The sequence below is a fragment of the Algoriphagus boritolerans DSM 17298 = JCM 18970 genome (assembly GCF_900108085.1).
In the GTDB taxonomy this organism is placed as follows: Bacteria; Bacteroidota; Bacteroidia; order Cytophagales; family Cyclobacteriaceae; genus Algoriphagus; species Algoriphagus boritolerans.
In genome coordinates this window covers 43,685-60,037 of record NZ_FNVR01000003.1, presented here as the reverse complement: position 1 = coordinate 60,037, position 16,353 = coordinate 43,685, and the positions used below count along the sequence as shown (strand labels likewise).

The following is a 16,353-nucleotide window of genomic DNA, read 5'->3' as shown; positions in this document are numbered from 1 at the left end:
AAAGCGCGGACCTATTTTTTTTGCACTGATTTGAAATTCTCGAATGTGGAAATTGGAACTTCGTGACCGATCCATTTTCCAATGATTCCCAAAATTTCCTGAAGGTTTTTCCCTTCTTTTCTCAAATATTGAATCGAAGTAGCTCCAGCTGATTTGGAAAGCTTCACCTGCTCCGGGCTTTTTATCAACGAATGATGATGAAATGTGATCTGCCTGAATTTTTCCTCACCTAGATTTCGGGCCAGATCAAGCTGTGCCAGGGTTGAGGGAAAAAGATCCTTGCCCCTCACGATTAAATCTACCCCAAAATGAAGATCATCCAACAGGGAGGTAAGCTGGTATGCGGGCATGCCATCTTTTTTCCGCGCTACATAAAACAAGGAATCCTGGGGAATGAAGGCGGTTTTTTTTTGATCTGGATATTCGATGAAATGAACCACATCAGATTCTGAGGTATCCATTCTCCATGCTACTTCAGGTTTGTCGAGAGAAAGTCTGCGCTCCAGACATTGTCCCAAATAATACCCTGATGGATCAAGCTGCTGGATTTTTTTCCTTGAACAGTCACAGGCAAAAAGTTTTCCCGTAGATCTCAGCCGATCCATTCCCTCCGTATACATTTTCATGCGATGAATTTGTGACCATTCGTTTTCAAATTCCTGAAGATTTTTTGGTCCAAGGTCAATCGGAATTTCCAGGAAATCCAAGGTGTCGAAGATATCCTGTACATATTCGGGTCGGTATCTGTCCCGATCCAGATCATCGATCCGAAGTAAAATCTTGGCTCCGTGTTTTTCTGCCAGTGCTTTTGTTTTGAGAAAGGAATAGGCATTGCCTAAATGCAAAAAACCACTGGGAGTAGGGGCGATGCGTGTCAGGTTGAAATTCATAGAGCGAAATTAATTAGATTGAAAAGAAAAAAGCAGGATCCCGATTTTTCTGATCAGAGCTCTTTTGGGTTTGTTTTCCTGCCAGACCGAAAAAGCAGTACCAATAAAATAACAGGTCGGGATTTTATTCTGAAGCCAATCGAATACCACGATCCTAAAAACCATGGGTCAATGGAATTAACAGATCCAGGACGCTGTCAGGACTGAAACTCTGAACAGAACAAGCTACCGGGTAGTCCGAGTACCCTATTAAAAAGCTATCTGATACTTCGATTTCGATCCAGGAAATTACCGGATGTTTGCTTTAACCCGCCAATATCCATTAGACTTCCTATTGCGAGGCTAAAATGCTTCAAAACCCATCGCTTCGCTGCATTTAAATCATTCACCAAAGCGATGCTCTGCCTCATTCGTTAAATAATTGATTTTCATTGATTTTAACCTCTAACTACGGTTCCTAATGCATTATGCGGGTTTAAGTTTTATCTGGATGAGCTCAACCAAAAAGGAGAAATTATTGATCTTAAAGATGAGGTCGAATTTCAAGGAATAAAAATTCCCGCAAATCGGTATTGATATCGGACAGGAAAGTCTGAGTTTCTCGGGATAGATCAGTTGCTGGAGATCAAATCACGGAAGTAAGTCATTACTTTAGGTACTTTAACGAGGAGCTTTTTTCCATTAAAAAATCAGGTCGTAATTTGCAGGACTAATGAAAGGTCTCATTCTCCTTCTTTGTTTTGGTTTGCTCACAGCTTCGGCAATTTGTCAGACGAGCTATTCAGGAAATGTCCTGGACTCTTTTGACAAAAAGTACCTGGAAGGAGTGACGGTGTCGATTAAGGGAAAAGAGTCCGTTTTGACCAACCCGAGAGGTTATTTTTCAATTCAGGGGATGATGGGAGATACCTTGGTGTTGAGTTTCGCAGGATTTTATGATCAGCAGGTGATTCTTGGATCTGATCGGTTTATGCTGCTTCAGATTCAAGATCGCGCCAGATTACTTCCAACCTTTCAAGTAGATGCGGAACCGTACAGGTTTAGATTTAAAGATGGAAAACTCTATCTATCCGAAAATGAACCCGATCAGGAAAAAAGCCTCTCACAGAATGTCAGTATGGGTATTGGAACCTCAAACGGCAGCCCCGGAGTGGCCATTTATGGGGCGATTAGTTACTTTACAAAAAGGAACACCCAGCTCAGACGATATGCTCAACAGTTGGAGTGGATCAAGCGTAGAGAAGGTTATTTGGAAGTGATTGACTCAGATTCAATCCGCACGGAATTGATGGCAAGCTATGAATTGGATCGTGACCAATGGGATCAACTCATCATTCGTTTCAATCAATTTCACCTGCAGCACGAGTTTCTGGATTGGTCAAAAGACCGGGTTTTAACAAGTCTGAAGGAGTTTATCCGAATCGAGTCTTATTTGATGGATTAGCTTTTTCGCTTGAATGACCAAGTGACAAAAAATTTTGCGACTAATTCATCTGATGTGTTTTTTCCAGTCGAAATCATGGTAAGCTGTGTTGCTTCACCAACTTTCAAGGAATTGATCAAAGAAAATAATTCTTCCCCCTGATTGCACGAAAAGGTGATTTTAGAATTGGCTTTTTTGGAGTATTCGGCGCGGAAATCCACCACCAACATGCTGAATTGACCTTTTCCGGCCAAAGCCAACTGACAAAGAGCCCCTGTGCTCAGTTCTGCAGCGCCTGCCAAAGCCGCGAAATAAATCGACTTAAAGGGGTTTTGTGATCTCCAGAAATAGGGAATCGTCACCTCACATTTTTCAGTGTTGAGCGTCTTAATTTTTAGTCTCCAAAAAACCGCTGAAGGTAATTTTATCAACATGGCAAGCCAAAAAATGAATGGATTGGTCATCTTTCGCTGATAGGCAAGTGCCGCCCGCGAAAGCGTTGGAGTGGTGAGTTGAGTTTCCATTTTTTTTGAATTTGAACCAAAGTACTAAAATTCCTTGTATAGGTTTAGCTTGGTATTGTTTTTGAATTTGATCAAACAAGAAACGAATCAATCATGAAAAAAATAATCTTAATTTTTAGTGCCGGACTTTTGGCGTATGCCTGTACCACCGTTCCTTTGACGGGCCGTCGGTCCTTGGCGGTTATTTCCAATGAGGAGATTCAGCCATTGGTCAATGAAGAATATAAAAAAGCAATCGCGGCAGAAAAAAACCTGACCAAAACATCAAATGGGCAAATGGTGGTCAAAGTAGGTCAAAAAATGGCTAAGGCTGTGGAATCTTACCTGGTTTCGGAAGGCTATCAGGATTTGGTAAATGATTTTGCATGGGAGTTTAACCTGCTCGAAAGTGATCAGATTAATGCCTGGTGCATGCCTGGCGGAAAAGTAGCTTTCTATACCGGAATTTTACCTATCACGAAAGATGAGGCGGGAATAGCAGTAGTGATGGGGCATGAAATTGCCCATGCTGTGGCATCTCATGCAAGGGAGCGAATGTCAAATGGCATGCTATTGAATGGACTACTAGGTGGTGCCTCCGCGGCAATGGGTCAAAATCCCACGATGATGCAGCAAATCTTGCTTCAGGGTGTGGGAGCCGGATCCCAATTGGGAATGTTGAGTTTTTCGAGAAAGCACGAATTGGAAGCCGATGAGATGGGATTGATCTTCATGGCAATGGCAGGCTACGATCCTCGGCAAGCTCCGGCTTTTTGGCAAAGAATGGCTGCTGCCGGTGGTGGAGCTCCTCCTGAATTTTTGTCCACTCACCCGGGTCCAGACCGTAGAATTGAGCGATTGAATGCCAACATGCCGAAGGCTCTGCAGTATTATAAGAAGTGATCAGTTTGCAGTTGAAGTTTTCAGCTTACGAGAAATGAAAATTGTTAAGGGTTAAAGGTTAAGCGTTAAGTGAACTCACTATTAACGATTAACTTTTAACCCTTACCTTTTTATAGTTGTTAAAGTCCTAAGTTAATCTTAGCGATTGTTGAAACCACGCAACTTAACCTGAGTCAATTTTCTTTTAGTATCGAGAGGAAAATCCCCTTTCATCATCCATTCGTAATACCCCGGTTCTTCTTTAAGCGTCTGTTCGATGGTTTTTCCCTTGTGCTTGCCAAAGTTGAAAATCTCCTGACCTTGAGAATTGAATACAAAACGACCAGCTAGATCCACCATCTTTTCGTTGACCATGTCGTGGATTTTTTTCATGTCGTTCTGAAAAATCCCAACCTTGTTTCCTTGGAGATCTTCCATTTCTTCTCCTTGGTAGCGCTCTACCTGGGCTTCGAATACGTCCAAAGTCGCAAGCGTATCGGCTTCGGCACTGTGCGCATTTTCCAACGTCCTGCCGCAGTAAAATTTATAGGCAGCGGTAAGATTACGCTTTTCCATCATGAAGAAAATCTTCTGAGCATCGAGTAGGTTACGGTTTTCGATGTCAAAATCAATCCCTGCCCGTAGGAATTCCTCTACCAACAGCGGAATGTCGTATTTCAGCACATTGAAACCACCCAGATCGGATTTGCCAATAAAGGCCTGGATTTCCTTTGCGATGTCTTTGAATGTAGGTTCATTTTTGACATCCTTGTCATAAATCCCGTGGATTAAGGAAGCTTCCAATGGAATTGGTATTCCCGGGTTTACTTTTTTGGTATAGATTTCTCTACCCTGATCGGGGTGGAGTTTGACTATTGATATTTCCACGATTCGATCAGTACCCACATTGGTGCCCGTGGCTTCCAGATCAAAAAAGGAAATGGAATTTCTGAGATTAAGTTTCATTGGTTAATTGAATTTTGCTTTTAACGGTTCGAGATCGAGGTTGTCATAATTTCCCGAACTCATCAGAAGCAGGTTAGTATTGGAATAATTCTGAGCCAAAAGGTAGTCTTTTAATGCCTGACTTTCGGTAAAAAGCATTAAATCCGGTCGTTTAAATCCTTCACGAAGGGTGTCTTGATCCATCAGCTCCAGCTTTTTGAGTGCGGCTGCATGAGGGTTCAAATAGATGATGGCCACATCTGTCTCTTTCATGCAATCAGCGTAATTGGGTAGAAATTCCTTATTCAGCGAGGAATAAGTATGTAGTTCCTGAACGGCGATGAGTCTTCGGTCTGGAAACTGGTTTTTAACTGCGTTTACGGTTGCTTTTAGTTTTGAAGGAGCGTGTGCAAAGTCTCTGAAGAGAATTCCGGATTCATTTTCAGCGAGGATTTCCTGCCGCTTGGCCGCACCTTTGAATTTGGGAATTGACTCGTAAAACTGCCTTTTGGTTACACCCAAAACCCGACAAACTTCCATGGCGCCTTGAAGATTTTGGAGGTTGTGATCTCCGAAGATTCCAATTTGCACCAGACCCTTGTCTGTTTTCAGGAATGTTTTTCCGTGCATCACCTCTGCGGGATGAGCCTGATAAGGTGTCTTTCGCCCTGACATACTTGATTTTTCGGCCGCCTCTTTCACCAGCGGATCTACCTCACAATAGATCAATTCTCCGGTTGGGGGAGTTTGGTTCATTAGCTTTAGAAATTGATCTTTATACACATTAAAATCAGGAAATACATTGAAGTGATCCCAAGCAATACCGCTCACCAGGACAATGTCATGATGGTAATGAAAAAACTTTGGCCTCCGATCTAGCGGAGAGGTCAGGTATTCATCCCCTTCGATCACGATGACAGGCGCATCCGATAGCTTTACCATCAAATCAAATCCTTCGATCTGAGCTCCAACGAGGTAATCAAAGTCAATATTCAGATCCTTTAGGACATGAAGAATGATCGCGGTAATGGAAGTCTTTCCGTGTGAGCCTGCGATCACCACGCGCTTTTTGTCCTGGCTTTGGTTATAAATAAACTCCGGAAAAGAATAGACCGGAATGCCTAATTCCTGAGCCTTGATCAGTTCGGGATTATCGATTCGGGCATGCATCCCAAGGATGATTCCATCGAGAGCTGAAGTTATTTTTTCTGGAAACCAACCGTATTCGGCAGGTAAGATTCCCGCCTTTGCGAGTCGAGTTCGGGAGGGTTCGTAGATTTCATCATCGGAACCTGTGACATGATCCCCTTTTTTGACAAGGGCCAGGGCTAGATTGTGCATCACAGCTCCACCGACAGCGATGAAGTGGTATTTTTTCATAAATAAAAATCAGTGAGAAAATTTCTCATCAAACTTAAAAATAAAATGTGGGAGCAGCGATGAGGTGCGATTTTCATTTCTCAGTTTTTTTGAGTGGAAATGTTTTGGCTATTTTCGCGCACTGATTTTTACATCCATGTTGGACGACAAATTTGCGTATTTGACCCTTTCACTGCTGTACATGCTGGCATGGCTGGTGGTTTTTGTCAAGAACCCATGGAAAAGGGGGATGATCAGAGTAGGGGCCGTGGGTGGAATCATGGGAGTGATTGCCGAGGTGTGGTACTTTCAGGACTACTGGAGACCACCTACAATTTTTGGAGTCGGGATTGTGGGCATTGAGGATTACATCATTGGATTTGCCCTCTTTGGAGTAGGTGGATATATCCATTCATCGTTTACCAGAAAGGAGATTGATTTCGATCGGCAAACCAAAGCAAAGAACAGAGATTTCTTTTTTCTCTGGCTTATCGGTTGTGCTAGTCTTACACTCTTTAGTATTATACTCAAGGTTCATTCAGGATATGTTACCTTTCTGACATTCATTGCTTTATCTAGTTATATTTGGATACAAAGACCAGATTTGATTTACCTTTCCCTGGTGTCAGGTTTGGCCACACTGTTCATTACCTTGCTGATTTATTACATTAATTTTCAGCTGCTATTTCCTCATTTTTGGGAAACTTACGGGATGCTGGACAAGCCGGTTTTAGGGTGGAAAATCCTTGGAATTCCTTTATCGGAAATTCTATGGCACTCAAGTTGGGCTATACTTTGCTCCATGTTTCGAGGTTACCGCAACGGAGTTTATTACAAAACCGGCAGCTAATCAAGGCGTAATTTTTGCCTAAGATGGGATGTTGATAAGTTTTGGAAAACTTGTTCAAAACTCCTGCTTTCCAGCCGATACATTTGCTCTATGACCGAAAATACCAACCAACCTAGAATCACCCGAAAAAAGCCCTCATACGATAACCCTACCAACTTTTTGGGTAAAGTTCCTCCTCAGGCAGTCGATTTGGAAGAGGCAGTGCTTGGAGCCTTGATGCTCGAAAAGGACGCGTTGACAAATGTGATCGATATTCTTAAGGTTGAAAGTTTCTACAAGGATTCCCACAAGGTCATTTTTCAGGCAATCTTGGATCTTTTTTCAGAGAGCCAGCCGATTGATCTCTTGACGGTGACTTCTCAGCTTCGCAAAAATGGAGCTTTGGAAATTGCTGGAGGTGCTTTTTATGTAACAGAGCTGACTTCGAAAGTCGCTTCTGCTGCCAATATTGAATATCACGCCCGGATTATCACCGAGCAATCCATCAAGCGAGAGTTGATTAGGATTTCGAGTGAAATTCAAAAAGAAGCTTTTGAGGATACCACCGACGTTTTTGAACTTCTGGATAAAATGGAGCAGTCGCTTTTTGAGATTTCTGAAAAGAATATCCGGAAAAACTACTCGGATATGCGATCCATCATGCGTGAAGCGATCATCGAGTTGGAGGCAAGAAAGAATCAAAAGGATGGACTTACAGGGGTTCCTTCCGGCTTTACAGCGTTGGATCGGGTTACTTCGGGTTGGCAAAAATCGGACTTGGTCATCATCGCCGCCCGGCCTGCGATGGGAAAGACGGCATTTGTACTTTCTGTTTTGAGAAATGCTTCGGTGGATCACAACCGTCCGGTAGCTATTTTTTCACTGGAAATGTCCTCCGTTCAATTAGTCAACCGCCTGATTTCATCGGAGGCAGAGCTTGACTCCGAGAAAATCAAAAAGGGATCACTTGCAGACCATGAGTGGGCTCAGCTTGTCCATAAGACTGCAAAACTTTCCAAAGCACCGCTTTATGTGGACGATTCTCCAGCGCTAACGATCCTCGAGTTGCGTGCAAAATGCCGAAAATTGAAAGCACAGCACGATATACAGTTGGTGGTTGTCGATTACCTGCAATTGATGTCGGGTGACTCTAAAAGTGGTGGACAAGGCGGTAACCGAGAGCAGGAAATTGCGAGTATTTCGCGGTCATTGAAGAAAATTGCCAAGGAATTGGCTATACCTGTTATTGCTTTGTCTCAGCTTTCCAGAGCAGTGGAGACACGTGGTGGAGATAAGCGACCACAGCTTTCCGACCTTCGGGAATCAGGAGCGATCGAGCAAGATGCAGATATGGTAATGTTTCTTTATCGTCCTGAATATTATGGAATTACAGAAGATGAGGGTGGAGCTTCCACAGCCGGAGTAGGGGAAGTTATTATAGCCAAGCATAGAAATGGATCGTTGGAAAATGTCAAACTTCGGTTTATTGGCAAATACACCAAGTTTACCGATTTGGATTCCGGCATAAATTATCCAGCTAACCAGGCAGTAGAAGCTATCAATTATCAGAAGTTTACTTCAATCGCTTCGGGTAATTCCTCATTTGATTCCGGTCAGACTATAAAACTCTCCAGCAGAGCAAATGAGGATGATATCGACGATATTTTCAAAAGTGATAACGGACCCGCAGTTTTTTAAAATTCTATGACCTATCCATTAGGAAAGGTTTAATACCAGGGGGATTGATTGTATAAGGGTATTCCATAGGACATCAAAAAACAATTAAAAACACATGTTAGGAATAGTTCTAAATCGTCAGCTTGATTCTAAAATCATTTTAACCAAAATCACAGATCCCGAATTAAAACCTGGGGAGGCTTTGATCCGAATCAAGGCTGCCGCTTTAAATCATCGGGATGAATGGTGTAGGCAGGGGCTTTACCCAAATCTCTCGGATGGCGTTATTTTGGGATCGGATGGAGCAGGAATTGTCGAGAAGGTGTTTGATGAAGCTGATTCTTCTTGGCTTGGAAAGGAAGTTATCATTCACCCTGGAATGAATTGGGGTTCAAATCAAAAAGCGCAGTCCAGAGAATTTAAAATCCTGGGAATGCCTGGAAATGGCACTTTTGCAGAATTTTGCGCTGTTCCCGTGGATCGATTGCACGACAAACCTGCACATCTCAGTTGGGAAGAAGCGGGAGCTTTGCCGCTGGCTGGCGTTACAGCCTACCGGGCATTGGTTTATCATGGTGAAGTTCAAGCCGGTGATCAAGTCCTGGTGACAGGCATAGGGGGAGGAGTTGCCCAATTTGCAGCACAGTTTGCCAAAGCAAAAAGAGCGATTCTTTCTGTCAGCAGCAGCCGGAATTCCAAACTGGAAAAAGCTAAACGTGAGGGAGCGGACTTTTTATTTAATTACCTCCAAATGGATTGGACTGAAGCAGCCCTTAAAGCGACAGGAGGTTTTGATGTGATTATTGATGGTGCAGCAGGAGACACGCTGAATCAACTGATTTCAGTCTGTCGTCCAGGAGGGAAAATTGTTTTTTATGGCGCCACGATGGGGAATCCGGGAAAAATAGAAGCCAGAAAGGTATTTTGGAATCAGTTGAAAATCATCGGGTCCACCATGGGATCCGACCGGGATTTTTTGGGAATGCTGGCATTGGTAGAAGAACATCAAATCCACCCCGTGATTGATCAGGTGTTTTCATTGAATGAAACCGAAAAAGCATTTGACCGAATGAAAATGGGAGATCAGTTGGGTAAAATTGTCCTTATTCCTTGATTTATCTGTTTAGTTAAAATAACTAAAGATGAATTTATGCTATACTGCCGGTAAACGAATTATCTCTTTAAGACCGGCCGGAAGACAGCAGACGGAAGGCTGGAGGAAAAGTAGGCAGAAGTCAGTGTGTAGTTGGCAGTTTGCAAATCCTTGGGAATTGTTCATTTAAAAGATTAGAAGCAAGATCCGAGAAACAAGAAACAAAGAAAAAAGAGAGTAAAAAGTAATACGTGAGTAGTAAGTGGAATCCTTGAAATTTGATCATTTCCCGATGTTTCGGTCTCCCGTTTTCCAACCCGAAAAAAAATCACCTCACCGTCACATGGTAGCAACTCTGCTTTCGCTCCTTGATAAAAAAGATTTTGTTAGCGGCCTGAAATTCATTCAGCACAGTTTCCAGCTCTTTTTGTGCAGCTCGGTTACCGCCTTTTTTTCCAATAAAGCGGATGTAAGAGATGTCAAACGATACACCGTAAGAATGCGAACTTATACCTGCTGTGGCATTTCTATTTCGTTTTCTTAGGCTTTGCTGCTGTTCAGGGGTCCGAGTGACGGATGTGATAGTAAAAAAACTTTCATTTTTGGCGAGAGTCTGAAAGGCTTGACCCAACTCCTTGAGAACGGTCTTGGATCTTGGTGTGATGTAAGGGTAGCTGTGTGTAAGCCTATCTACCCGATATCCTTTTCCCTCGCTCACTAGGACTAACCTGTTTTCCTGGATAAGTTGCCCAAAATGATCCTCACTCTCGATCAGGCCAAATCCGTTACTTTCTCCAGCGACAAGATGATTGTCATATTCCTTGGTTATTTCCCGGGTCGGTGCAGCGATATCAAGATCAGGACTGGGCAATTCTACGATGATCGGTTGATATTTCGCTAAAGGTTTCGAAGGTTCGTGTGAAGTGGTTAGGGCGGAATAAGTTTCTTTTAATTGTTTTGTCAGTGCTGGTAAATAGTTTCCTGCCGCCAGTGCGCCTAAAGAAAATAGTACAAAAAATACGGCAAGGAGAATTAATGGAAGTTTCTTCATTGGGAAATCAATGCTAGCAAGTACTAGGTGAGGACTTAAATTATGGGTGAATTAAAGCTTGTTTAGCAAACATTAAACCATAAAGCGCATCATCCTGCTTTTTCAAGAAATTGAAGTGGATTTTTTGAGGAGTGGAAAAATACTTGGATATGGAGAAAAGACTAATCAGTAGTAGTCAATACTCAAATTTACATCTGTGGAAAATTTTCAAAACCACTCATTCCTCATCGCAATTGTTGGATAGGTATTAGAGTGAAAGCGCTCGATCAGCAGTGGACGAAGTGGCTTCTCGGAGATCTGCGCTCCAGAAACCAAAACAAGCTTAAACGTCTCCTCTGAATGATCCGCAAAGTAGGGGATTGAGGTTAATTCCAGGCAGCTTTGGTTTTCAAAAAATTGGAAATGAAGGTCACGTTTGGAGAAGAATCGGGGCATGTGAATTTGAGCTTTGGATAAATATCAGATAATTCGTTTTATCCCACAGATTAGCACTGAATTTTCATTGCTGATTAAGATTTTTCGGAGATAATTTTCCCGCTGATATTCGCTGAAAAGGTCGCGGATAAAAGCAGATTATTTTTAAGATATTTAGGTTTGATCGAAGAGTCTTTGCGAAAGATGGTAGAGCGATAAGGGCTGAATTGAAACTTTTACAGAGTGTAAAAAAACACTTTTTTCTTTGCACCTAAATGAAAAAATCCACCTGAAATGAGATTCAAGTGGATTTAGAATGAAAAAGATAAGGCCTTCTCAAAACTGCTGTTGTTTTCTCTTACTATTCACGACTTGCAATCTTGTTTCTTGCATCTCAACTCTTGCATCTCAACTCTGGATACTTAGGTCTTACTACTTTTTTTCACCCAAAGCAAAGCTTCTTCCACTCCGCGGATTTCGGCCAGTCCTTTGAGTCTACCGATGGCCGAGTAGCCCGGATTGGTCTTTTTGTGCAGATCATCCAGCATCTGATGACCGTGGTCAGGACGCATCGGAAGGCTTTTGCCCCGCTTTTCCTGCACTTTCAAGATCTCATCAATCACCGCAACCATCGGTACATTTCCTTCGAGATGATTGTCTTCGTAGAAGTTACCTGCTTCGTCTCTTTTGGTGCTTCGTAAGTGAATAAAGTGAATCCGATCACCGAACTCCCTAACCATGGCCGGAAGGTCATTGTCTGCTCTGACACCAAACGATCCTGTGCAGAATGTCAATCCATTGTGATGACTTGGCGTCTGGGAAAGTATTCTACGCGCATCAGCAGCCGTGCTGACGACTCTTGGAAGTCCATAGAGCGAAAATGGAGGATCATCCGGGTGAATGCAAAGGTAAACTCCCACTTCCTCTGCAACAGGAGTAACTGCATCCAGAAAAAGGCGGAGATGCTCTCCCAATTTCTGTGCATCGATCCCTTCGTAGGTTTTGAGCATTGACCGGAATTCATCCATGGTATAACCGATCTCCGAGCCGGGAAGGCCTTTCAGGATGTTGTCGATAATCAATTGCCTGGCCTCGGAGGACAATGCTTCGTAGTATTCTTTCAGCTCCTGAATTTCGGATTCGGAATATTCCTCAAATGCCTCTGGCCGCTGAAGAATAAACAAATCAAACGCCTGAACTGCCTTTTTTTCATAAAACAAAGCCTTGGCACCGTTTGGTAGGACATGTTCCAGATTGGTCCGGGTCCAGTCCAAGATTGGCATAAAGTTGTAGCAAACGGTGTAAATGCCCTCGGCAGCAAGATTGCGAAGCGTTTCTTTATAGTTTTCAATGATTTGTTCGAAGTTGCCTGTCCGGGTTTTGATCACCTCATGTACAGGAACTGATTCGACAACGGACCAAGTCAATCCAGCCTCCTCAATCATATTTTTACGGATTTTGATTTCTTCACGGCTCCAAACTTCCCCGTTTGGAATGTGATGAAGCGCGGTGACGATACCTGTGGCACCGGACTGCAGGATGTCTCTCAGACTTACTGGGTCTTTTGGACCATACCAGCGCATGGTTTGTTCCATTCTGTAGCTCATGAAATTTGGTATTTAATTACTAGTTATTGAGTTATTAGTTATTGAGTTATTAGTTATTGAGTTATTAGTTATTTAGAATTAAGTTATTGGTAAAAAGTTAAGGGGTAATTCCCGCAACTATTAACTTTTAACCATTAACAATTCACTTTTTTAAACACCCGAATACGCGCTGAATCCGCCATCCACAGGGATAATGGTGCCTGTGACAAATGCTGAAGCATCGCTGCAAAGCCACTGCAAAGCACCGAGTAAGTCCTCAGGCTTTCCGAAGCGGTTCATCGGTGTATGAGTTTTGATCTGCTTTCCTCTTTGGGTTAGACTTCCGTCTGCCTCAGTCAATAGGGTACGGTTTTGCTCAGTCAAGAAAAAGCCTGGAGCGATGGCATTGACTCTGAAATCCGGTCCATGTTTATGAGCCAATTCTACAGAAAGCCATTTGGTAAGATTGTCGATGGCAGCTTTGGCAGAGGCATAGCCCATCACTCGGGTCATGGGACGGGAAGCGGCCATTGAGCTGATATTAAGGATGTTTCCTTTCCCCATCTTCAGCATTAGTGGAAGTAAAGCTTTGGTAGGGAGAACTGTTCCTAAATAATTCAGATCCAGGACTTTTCTCAAGGAGTCTGTGTCCAAATCAAGGAAATTTTGATCAGGTCGGATTATCGCCCCCGGCATATTTCCACCTGCGGAATTAATCAGGACATCGATGTGTCCATGTTGGGATTCGATAGTTATGGCAGCTTTTTGTAGTGATTCTTCGTCCGTCACATCGGCGAAATATCCAGAAGCTTTTCCTCCTGCTGAATTGATCTTGTTCACCAACTCATTGACCTTTTCAGGTGTACGACCTAGGATTAAAACTTCGGCTCCTTGCTCAGCTAAATGCACGGCCATGGTCTTTCCCAATACACCGGTTGCTCCTGAGTAGGCGATTTTTTTTCCTTTTAGGGAAAAAAGGTTGATAAGTGACATTAGATTTTGTAGTTATTAGGTGAGAAGTTAAAGAAATCTTTTGCGTTTTGGTAACAGATGTCTGTGATGAGCTTGCCAAGCCATTTTTCATCCCAAGGAAGCTCACCGTTTTGGACATCTTTTCCAAAAATATTGCAAAGGATCCTTCGGAAATATTCATGACGGGGAAAGGAGAGGAAACTTCGGGAATCGGTCAGCATACCGATAAAGCAACTCACCAAACCCATGTTGGAGAGGGTATTGATTTGCTTTTCCATCCCGTCTTTTTGATCGAGATACCACCAGCCCGAGCCGAATTGGATTTTTCCTTTGACCGATCCGTCATTGAAGTTGCCGATCATGGTTGCAAATACTTCATTGTCTCGCGGGTTGAGGTTGTAAATCACCGTTTTTGTCAACTGATCGGTGGAATCCAGGTGATTTAGGAAGGCTCCCAATGCACTTGCCTGATCAAAGTCCCCAATTGAGTCAAATCCGGTATCCGGACCCAGGGTGCTTAGCATTCGTGAATTGGTGTTTCGGAGTGCTCCAAGGTGAAACTGCTGCACCCAGCCTTTGGCGTGATACATTTTACAGAGCTTTTGGAGTGTTTTGAACTTGAAGTGGTCGATCTCTTCTTTGGAAAGGGCATTTCCACGGAGCACTTTCAGCAAAATACTATCAGATGAAAGCTGCTCATCTTTGGAAAAAACAAGATTTTCCAGCCCGTGATCAGAAAGGCGACATCCTCTCGAATGGAAATAATCAACCCGTTGTGATAATGCTTCTATCAGTTTGTCAAATGAATTGATCTCGAATCCGACGACAGATCCCAGATTTTGAAGATAGGTTTTGAAGGATTCCCCATTTTCGATGGCGAAAGATTTATCCGGTCTGAATGCGGGGTAAAGTTTGACCTGTTTCTTTGACAAGAAGTAAGTTTTGTGATTTTCCAAGGTATCACAAGGATCGTCGGTGGAGCATACTACCTCTACATTCATCCGCTCCAAGAGTCCTTGCGCACGAAAATCGGAGTGTTCCAGCATTTCAGACGTATGATGATAAACTGCGGTGGCATTTTCAGTAGAAAGTAACTCATCGATCCCAAAGTAACGCCTCATTTCCATGTGGGACCAATGATACAGGGGATTCCGCATGGTGTAAGGAACGGTAAAGGACCATTTTTGAAATTTTTCAAGATCAGAAGCCTCACCGGTGATGAATTTTTCATGGACTCCAAGTGTCCGCATAGCCCTCCATTTGTAATGATCTCCTGCCAGCCAGACTTTTGAAATGTTCTCAAACTGCCGATTAGCTGCGATTTCGGCAGGAGGGAGGTGATTGTGATAATCGATTATCGGGAGATTTTTGGCATAGTCGTGATAGAGAATTTTGGCATAGTCTGATTGCAACAAAAAATCTTCAGTCAGGAAGGAATTTGCGGTTTGGGTATGAAGCATATCGCAGGTCGGTCTGGGTTTTTTGGTTAGTAATGCTATCTTAAATTTACCCTGAAAAAGTGCCCGAGTAGCATTAAAATACGGAAACGTTTGCGAAATTATTTAAGTGGAATAATTTCCTTATTTTTAAACTGTTGAATTTATTCAACACATAGAAAGCACTTCAAACCCAAAATACCCATGAGTACCGGAGTCAATTTAAAAGAACTTGCCGCGGAGTTGAAGCTAGCACCATCCACCGTTTCCCGTGCATTGAACGATAGCTATGAAATTAGTGAAGCGACCAAAAAAAAGGTTGTATTTATGGCCGAAAAACTTAACTATCAGCCCAATCCTTTTGCCAGAAGTCTGAGAGAAAATAAGAGCAAGACCATTGCAGTGATCATGCCTGAGCGCATGAGTAGTTTTTTCGCCAAGGTCGTTGATGGTATCGAGGAAGTCACCCAACAGCATGGCTATCACCTGCTGGTCTATAGTACCCATGAAGATGTAGAGCGGGAAAAGAAAATCGTCAGCCTTCTGATGAACGGTAGGGCAGATGCCATTGTCATGTCTGTTTCCAGTCAGACCAGCGATATTTCTCACTTGGCAAAACTTCACGAACGTGGATTTCCGCTGATATTTTTTGACCGGATATGCTCCGAGATCCCGACGACCAAGTTTATCACGAATGATTATGAAAGTTCCTATGAGGGAACTAAACATCTTATTCAGCAGGGGTGTAGGAAAATTGCCTTTTTGATGCTTTCCAAAGAGCTTTCCATCACCAAAGAAAGATATCGGGGGTATTTGGATGCACTCCAAGCCGCAGGGTTGTCGCCCACACCCTCGCTTCAGGTGACCTGTGCACACGACGAAGAAAAAAACATTGAGGCTATCCGTGCGATGTTGACTTCAGAGGATAGACCGGATGGTTTGTTTTCGTCAGTAGAAAAATTGGCCTTGGCCACCTATCATGCAGTAAAACGAACTGACATCAAAATCCCACAGGATCTTAAGATTATCAGTTTCTTTTCCAATTTGAGCATAGCAGGTTTGTTGACACCTTCACTTACCACCATTACGCAACCGACTTTTGAAATTGGAGAGGAATGCGCTAAGCTGCTTATGAAAAAGCTGACCAAGCCGCGTCAACCTGATCTTCCAAACCAGGTCATCAGCATTCCTTCAAAAATCATTATCAGGTCTTCGACAATTGCAGTTTAATTTGTTTGGTTTTCTTAATAACCAAAAACAGCTCCGAAATTCGGAGCTGTTTTTTTGACCTTA

General features: G+C 43.0%; 15 protein-coding genes. 6 read left to right on the top strand and 9 right to left on the bottom strand.

Features of this window, described 5'->3' with window-relative positions; translation table 11 throughout:
* Positions 1-11: 11 nt before the first annotated feature.
* Positions 12-890 carry a glutamate--tRNA ligase family protein gene (locus C4S61_RS03965; RefSeq protein WP_103923505.1) on the bottom strand — a complete coding sequence of 293 codons (879 nt, stop codon included), beginning with the start codon at positions 888-890 and terminating at the stop codon, positions 12-14.
* Positions 891-1,602: 712 nt separating this feature from the next.
* Between C4S61_RS03965 and C4S61_RS03960 the strand changes: the two genes are divergently transcribed.
* Positions 1,603-2,334: a peptidase associated/transthyretin-like domain-containing protein gene (locus C4S61_RS03960; RefSeq protein ID WP_103923504.1), complete on the top strand. Its 732-nt coding sequence runs from the start codon at positions 1,603-1,605 to the stop codon at positions 2,332-2,334.
* On the opposite strand, the gene C4S61_RS03955 is transcribed toward C4S61_RS03960, so the two are convergent.
* Positions 2,331-2,837 (bottom strand): DUF4442 domain-containing protein, encoded by a 507-nt coding sequence (locus C4S61_RS03955; protein WP_103923503.1) that lies wholly within the window; start codon positions 2,835-2,837, stop codon positions 2,331-2,333. The genes C4S61_RS03960 and C4S61_RS03955 overlap by 4 nt on opposite strands.
* Before the next feature lie 90 nt (positions 2,838-2,927).
* Between C4S61_RS03955 and C4S61_RS03950 the strand changes: the two genes are divergently transcribed.
* The gene (locus C4S61_RS03950) at positions 2,928-3,719 is read left to right on the top strand and encodes a M48 family metallopeptidase (protein ID WP_456151142.1); all 792 of its coding nucleotides are present in this window, start codon (positions 2,928-2,930) and stop codon (positions 3,717-3,719) included.
* Positions 3,720-3,857: 138 nt separating this feature from the next.
* On the opposite strand, the gene C4S61_RS03945 is transcribed toward C4S61_RS03950, so the two are convergent.
* Together C4S61_RS03945 and C4S61_RS03940 are read right to left on the bottom strand one after the other, a co-directional pair.
* Positions 3,858-4,664 carry a 3'-5' exonuclease gene (locus tag C4S61_RS03945; protein WP_103923501.1) on the bottom strand — a complete coding sequence of 269 codons (807 nt, stop codon included), beginning with the start codon at positions 4,662-4,664 and terminating at the stop codon, positions 3,858-3,860.
* A 3-nt stretch (positions 4,665-4,667) separates the two neighbouring features.
* Positions 4,668-6,023 (bottom strand): UDP-N-acetylmuramate--L-alanine ligase, encoded by a 1,356-nt coding sequence (locus C4S61_RS03940; RefSeq protein ID WP_103923500.1) that lies wholly within the window; start codon positions 6,021-6,023, stop codon positions 4,668-4,670.
* A gap of 136 nt (positions 6,024-6,159) precedes the next feature.
* On the opposite strand from C4S61_RS03940, the gene C4S61_RS03935 reads away from it, so the two are divergent.
* From C4S61_RS03935 to C4S61_RS03925, 3 genes are all read left to right on the top strand, one after another.
* Positions 6,160-6,852, top strand: coding sequence for a lycopene cyclase domain-containing protein (locus tag C4S61_RS03935; RefSeq protein ID WP_146064339.1), 693 nt, complete (start codon positions 6,160-6,162; stop codon positions 6,850-6,852).
* Between the two features lie 90 nt (positions 6,853-6,942).
* On the top strand, positions 6,943-8,529 hold the full coding sequence (dnaB, locus tag C4S61_RS03930; RefSeq protein ID WP_103923498.1) for a replicative DNA helicase: 1,587 nt from the start codon (positions 6,943-6,945) through the stop codon (positions 8,527-8,529).
* Positions 8,530-8,623: 94 nt separating this feature from the next.
* Positions 8,624-9,622 carry a zinc-binding dehydrogenase gene (locus C4S61_RS03925; RefSeq protein WP_103923497.1) on the top strand — a complete coding sequence of 333 codons (999 nt, stop codon included), beginning with the start codon at positions 8,624-8,626 and terminating at the stop codon, positions 9,620-9,622.
* A 307-nt stretch (positions 9,623-9,929) separates the two neighbouring features.
* Here C4S61_RS03925 and C4S61_RS03920 read toward each other — a convergent pair whose 3' ends face one another.
* From C4S61_RS03920 to uxaC, 5 genes are all read right to left on the bottom strand, one after another.
* The gene (locus tag C4S61_RS03920) at positions 9,930-10,652 is read right to left on the bottom strand and encodes a DUF5715 family protein (protein WP_103923496.1); all 723 of its coding nucleotides are present in this window, start codon (positions 10,650-10,652) and stop codon (positions 9,930-9,932) included.
* A gap of 207 nt (positions 10,653-10,859) precedes the next feature.
* On the bottom strand, positions 10,860-11,087 hold the full coding sequence (locus C4S61_RS03915; RefSeq protein ID WP_103923495.1) for a hypothetical protein: 228 nt from the start codon (positions 11,085-11,087) through the stop codon (positions 10,860-10,862).
* Positions 11,088-11,488: 401 nt separating this feature from the next.
* Complete coding sequence (gene uxuA, locus C4S61_RS03910; RefSeq protein ID WP_103923494.1) at positions 11,489-12,673, bottom strand: mannonate dehydratase; 1,185 nt, start codon at positions 12,671-12,673, stop codon at positions 11,489-11,491.
* Positions 12,674-12,823: 150 nt separating this feature from the next.
* Positions 12,824-13,645, bottom strand: a complete 822-nt coding sequence (locus tag C4S61_RS03905; RefSeq protein ID WP_103923493.1) for an SDR family oxidoreductase — start codon at positions 13,643-13,645, stop codon at positions 12,824-12,826.
* Positions 13,645-15,084, bottom strand: coding sequence for a glucuronate isomerase (gene uxaC / locus C4S61_RS03900; RefSeq protein WP_103923492.1), 1,440 nt, complete (start codon positions 15,082-15,084; stop codon positions 13,645-13,647). The genes C4S61_RS03905 and uxaC overlap by 1 nt, the downstream gene beginning before the upstream one ends.
* Positions 15,085-15,264: 180 nt before the next feature.
* On the opposite strand from uxaC, the gene C4S61_RS03895 reads away from it, so the two are divergent.
* Positions 15,265-16,290 (top strand): LacI family DNA-binding transcriptional regulator, encoded by a 1,026-nt coding sequence (locus C4S61_RS03895; protein WP_103923491.1) that lies wholly within the window; start codon positions 15,265-15,267, stop codon positions 16,288-16,290.
* Positions 16,291-16,353 lie beyond the last annotated feature (63 nt).

Bases quoted from the DNA above. Each gene is read 5' to 3' on its own strand.
- C4S61_RS03935 (WP_146064339.1), top strand. From the start codon at position 6,160: ATGTTGGACGACAAATTTGCGTATTTGACCCTTTCACTGCTGTACATG.
- C4S61_RS03945 (WP_103923501.1), bottom strand. From the start codon at position 4,664: ATGAAACTTAATCTCAGAAATTCCATTTCCTTTTTTGATCTGGAAGCC.
- C4S61_RS03965 (WP_103923505.1), bottom strand. From the start codon at position 890: ATGAATTTCAACCTGACACGCATCGCCCCTACTCCCAGTGGTTTTTTG.
- uxuA (WP_103923494.1), bottom strand. From the start codon at position 12,673: ATGAGCTACAGAATGGAACAAACCATGCGCTGGTATGGTCCAAAAGAC.
- C4S61_RS03940 (WP_103923500.1), bottom strand. From the start codon at position 6,023: ATGAAAAAATACCACTTCATCGCTGTCGGTGGAGCTGTGATGCACAAT.
- C4S61_RS03920 (WP_103923496.1), bottom strand. From the start codon at position 10,652: ATGAAGAAACTTCCATTAATTCTCCTTGCCGTATTTTTTGTACTATTT.
- C4S61_RS03925 (WP_103923497.1), top strand. From the start codon at position 8,624: ATGTTAGGAATAGTTCTAAATCGTCAGCTTGATTCTAAAATCATTTTA.
- dnaB (WP_103923498.1), top strand. From the start codon at position 6,943: ATGACCGAAAATACCAACCAACCTAGAATCACCCGAAAAAAGCCCTCA.
- C4S61_RS03905 (WP_103923493.1), bottom strand. From the start codon at position 13,645: ATGTCACTTATCAACCTTTTTTCCCTAAAAGGAAAAAAAATCGCCTAC.
- C4S61_RS03895 (WP_103923491.1), top strand. From the start codon at position 15,265: ATGAGTACCGGAGTCAATTTAAAAGAACTTGCCGCGGAGTTGAAGCTA.
- uxaC (WP_103923492.1), bottom strand. From the start codon at position 15,084: ATGCTTCATACCCAAACCGCAAATTCCTTCCTGACTGAAGATTTTTTG.
- C4S61_RS03915 (WP_103923495.1), bottom strand. From the start codon at position 11,087: ATGCCCCGATTCTTCTCCAAACGTGACCTTCATTTCCAATTTTTTGAA.
- C4S61_RS03955 (WP_103923503.1), bottom strand. From the start codon at position 2,837: ATGGAAACTCAACTCACCACTCCAACGCTTTCGCGGGCGGCACTTGCC.
- C4S61_RS03960 (WP_103923504.1), top strand. From the start codon at position 1,603: ATGAAAGGTCTCATTCTCCTTCTTTGTTTTGGTTTGCTCACAGCTTCG.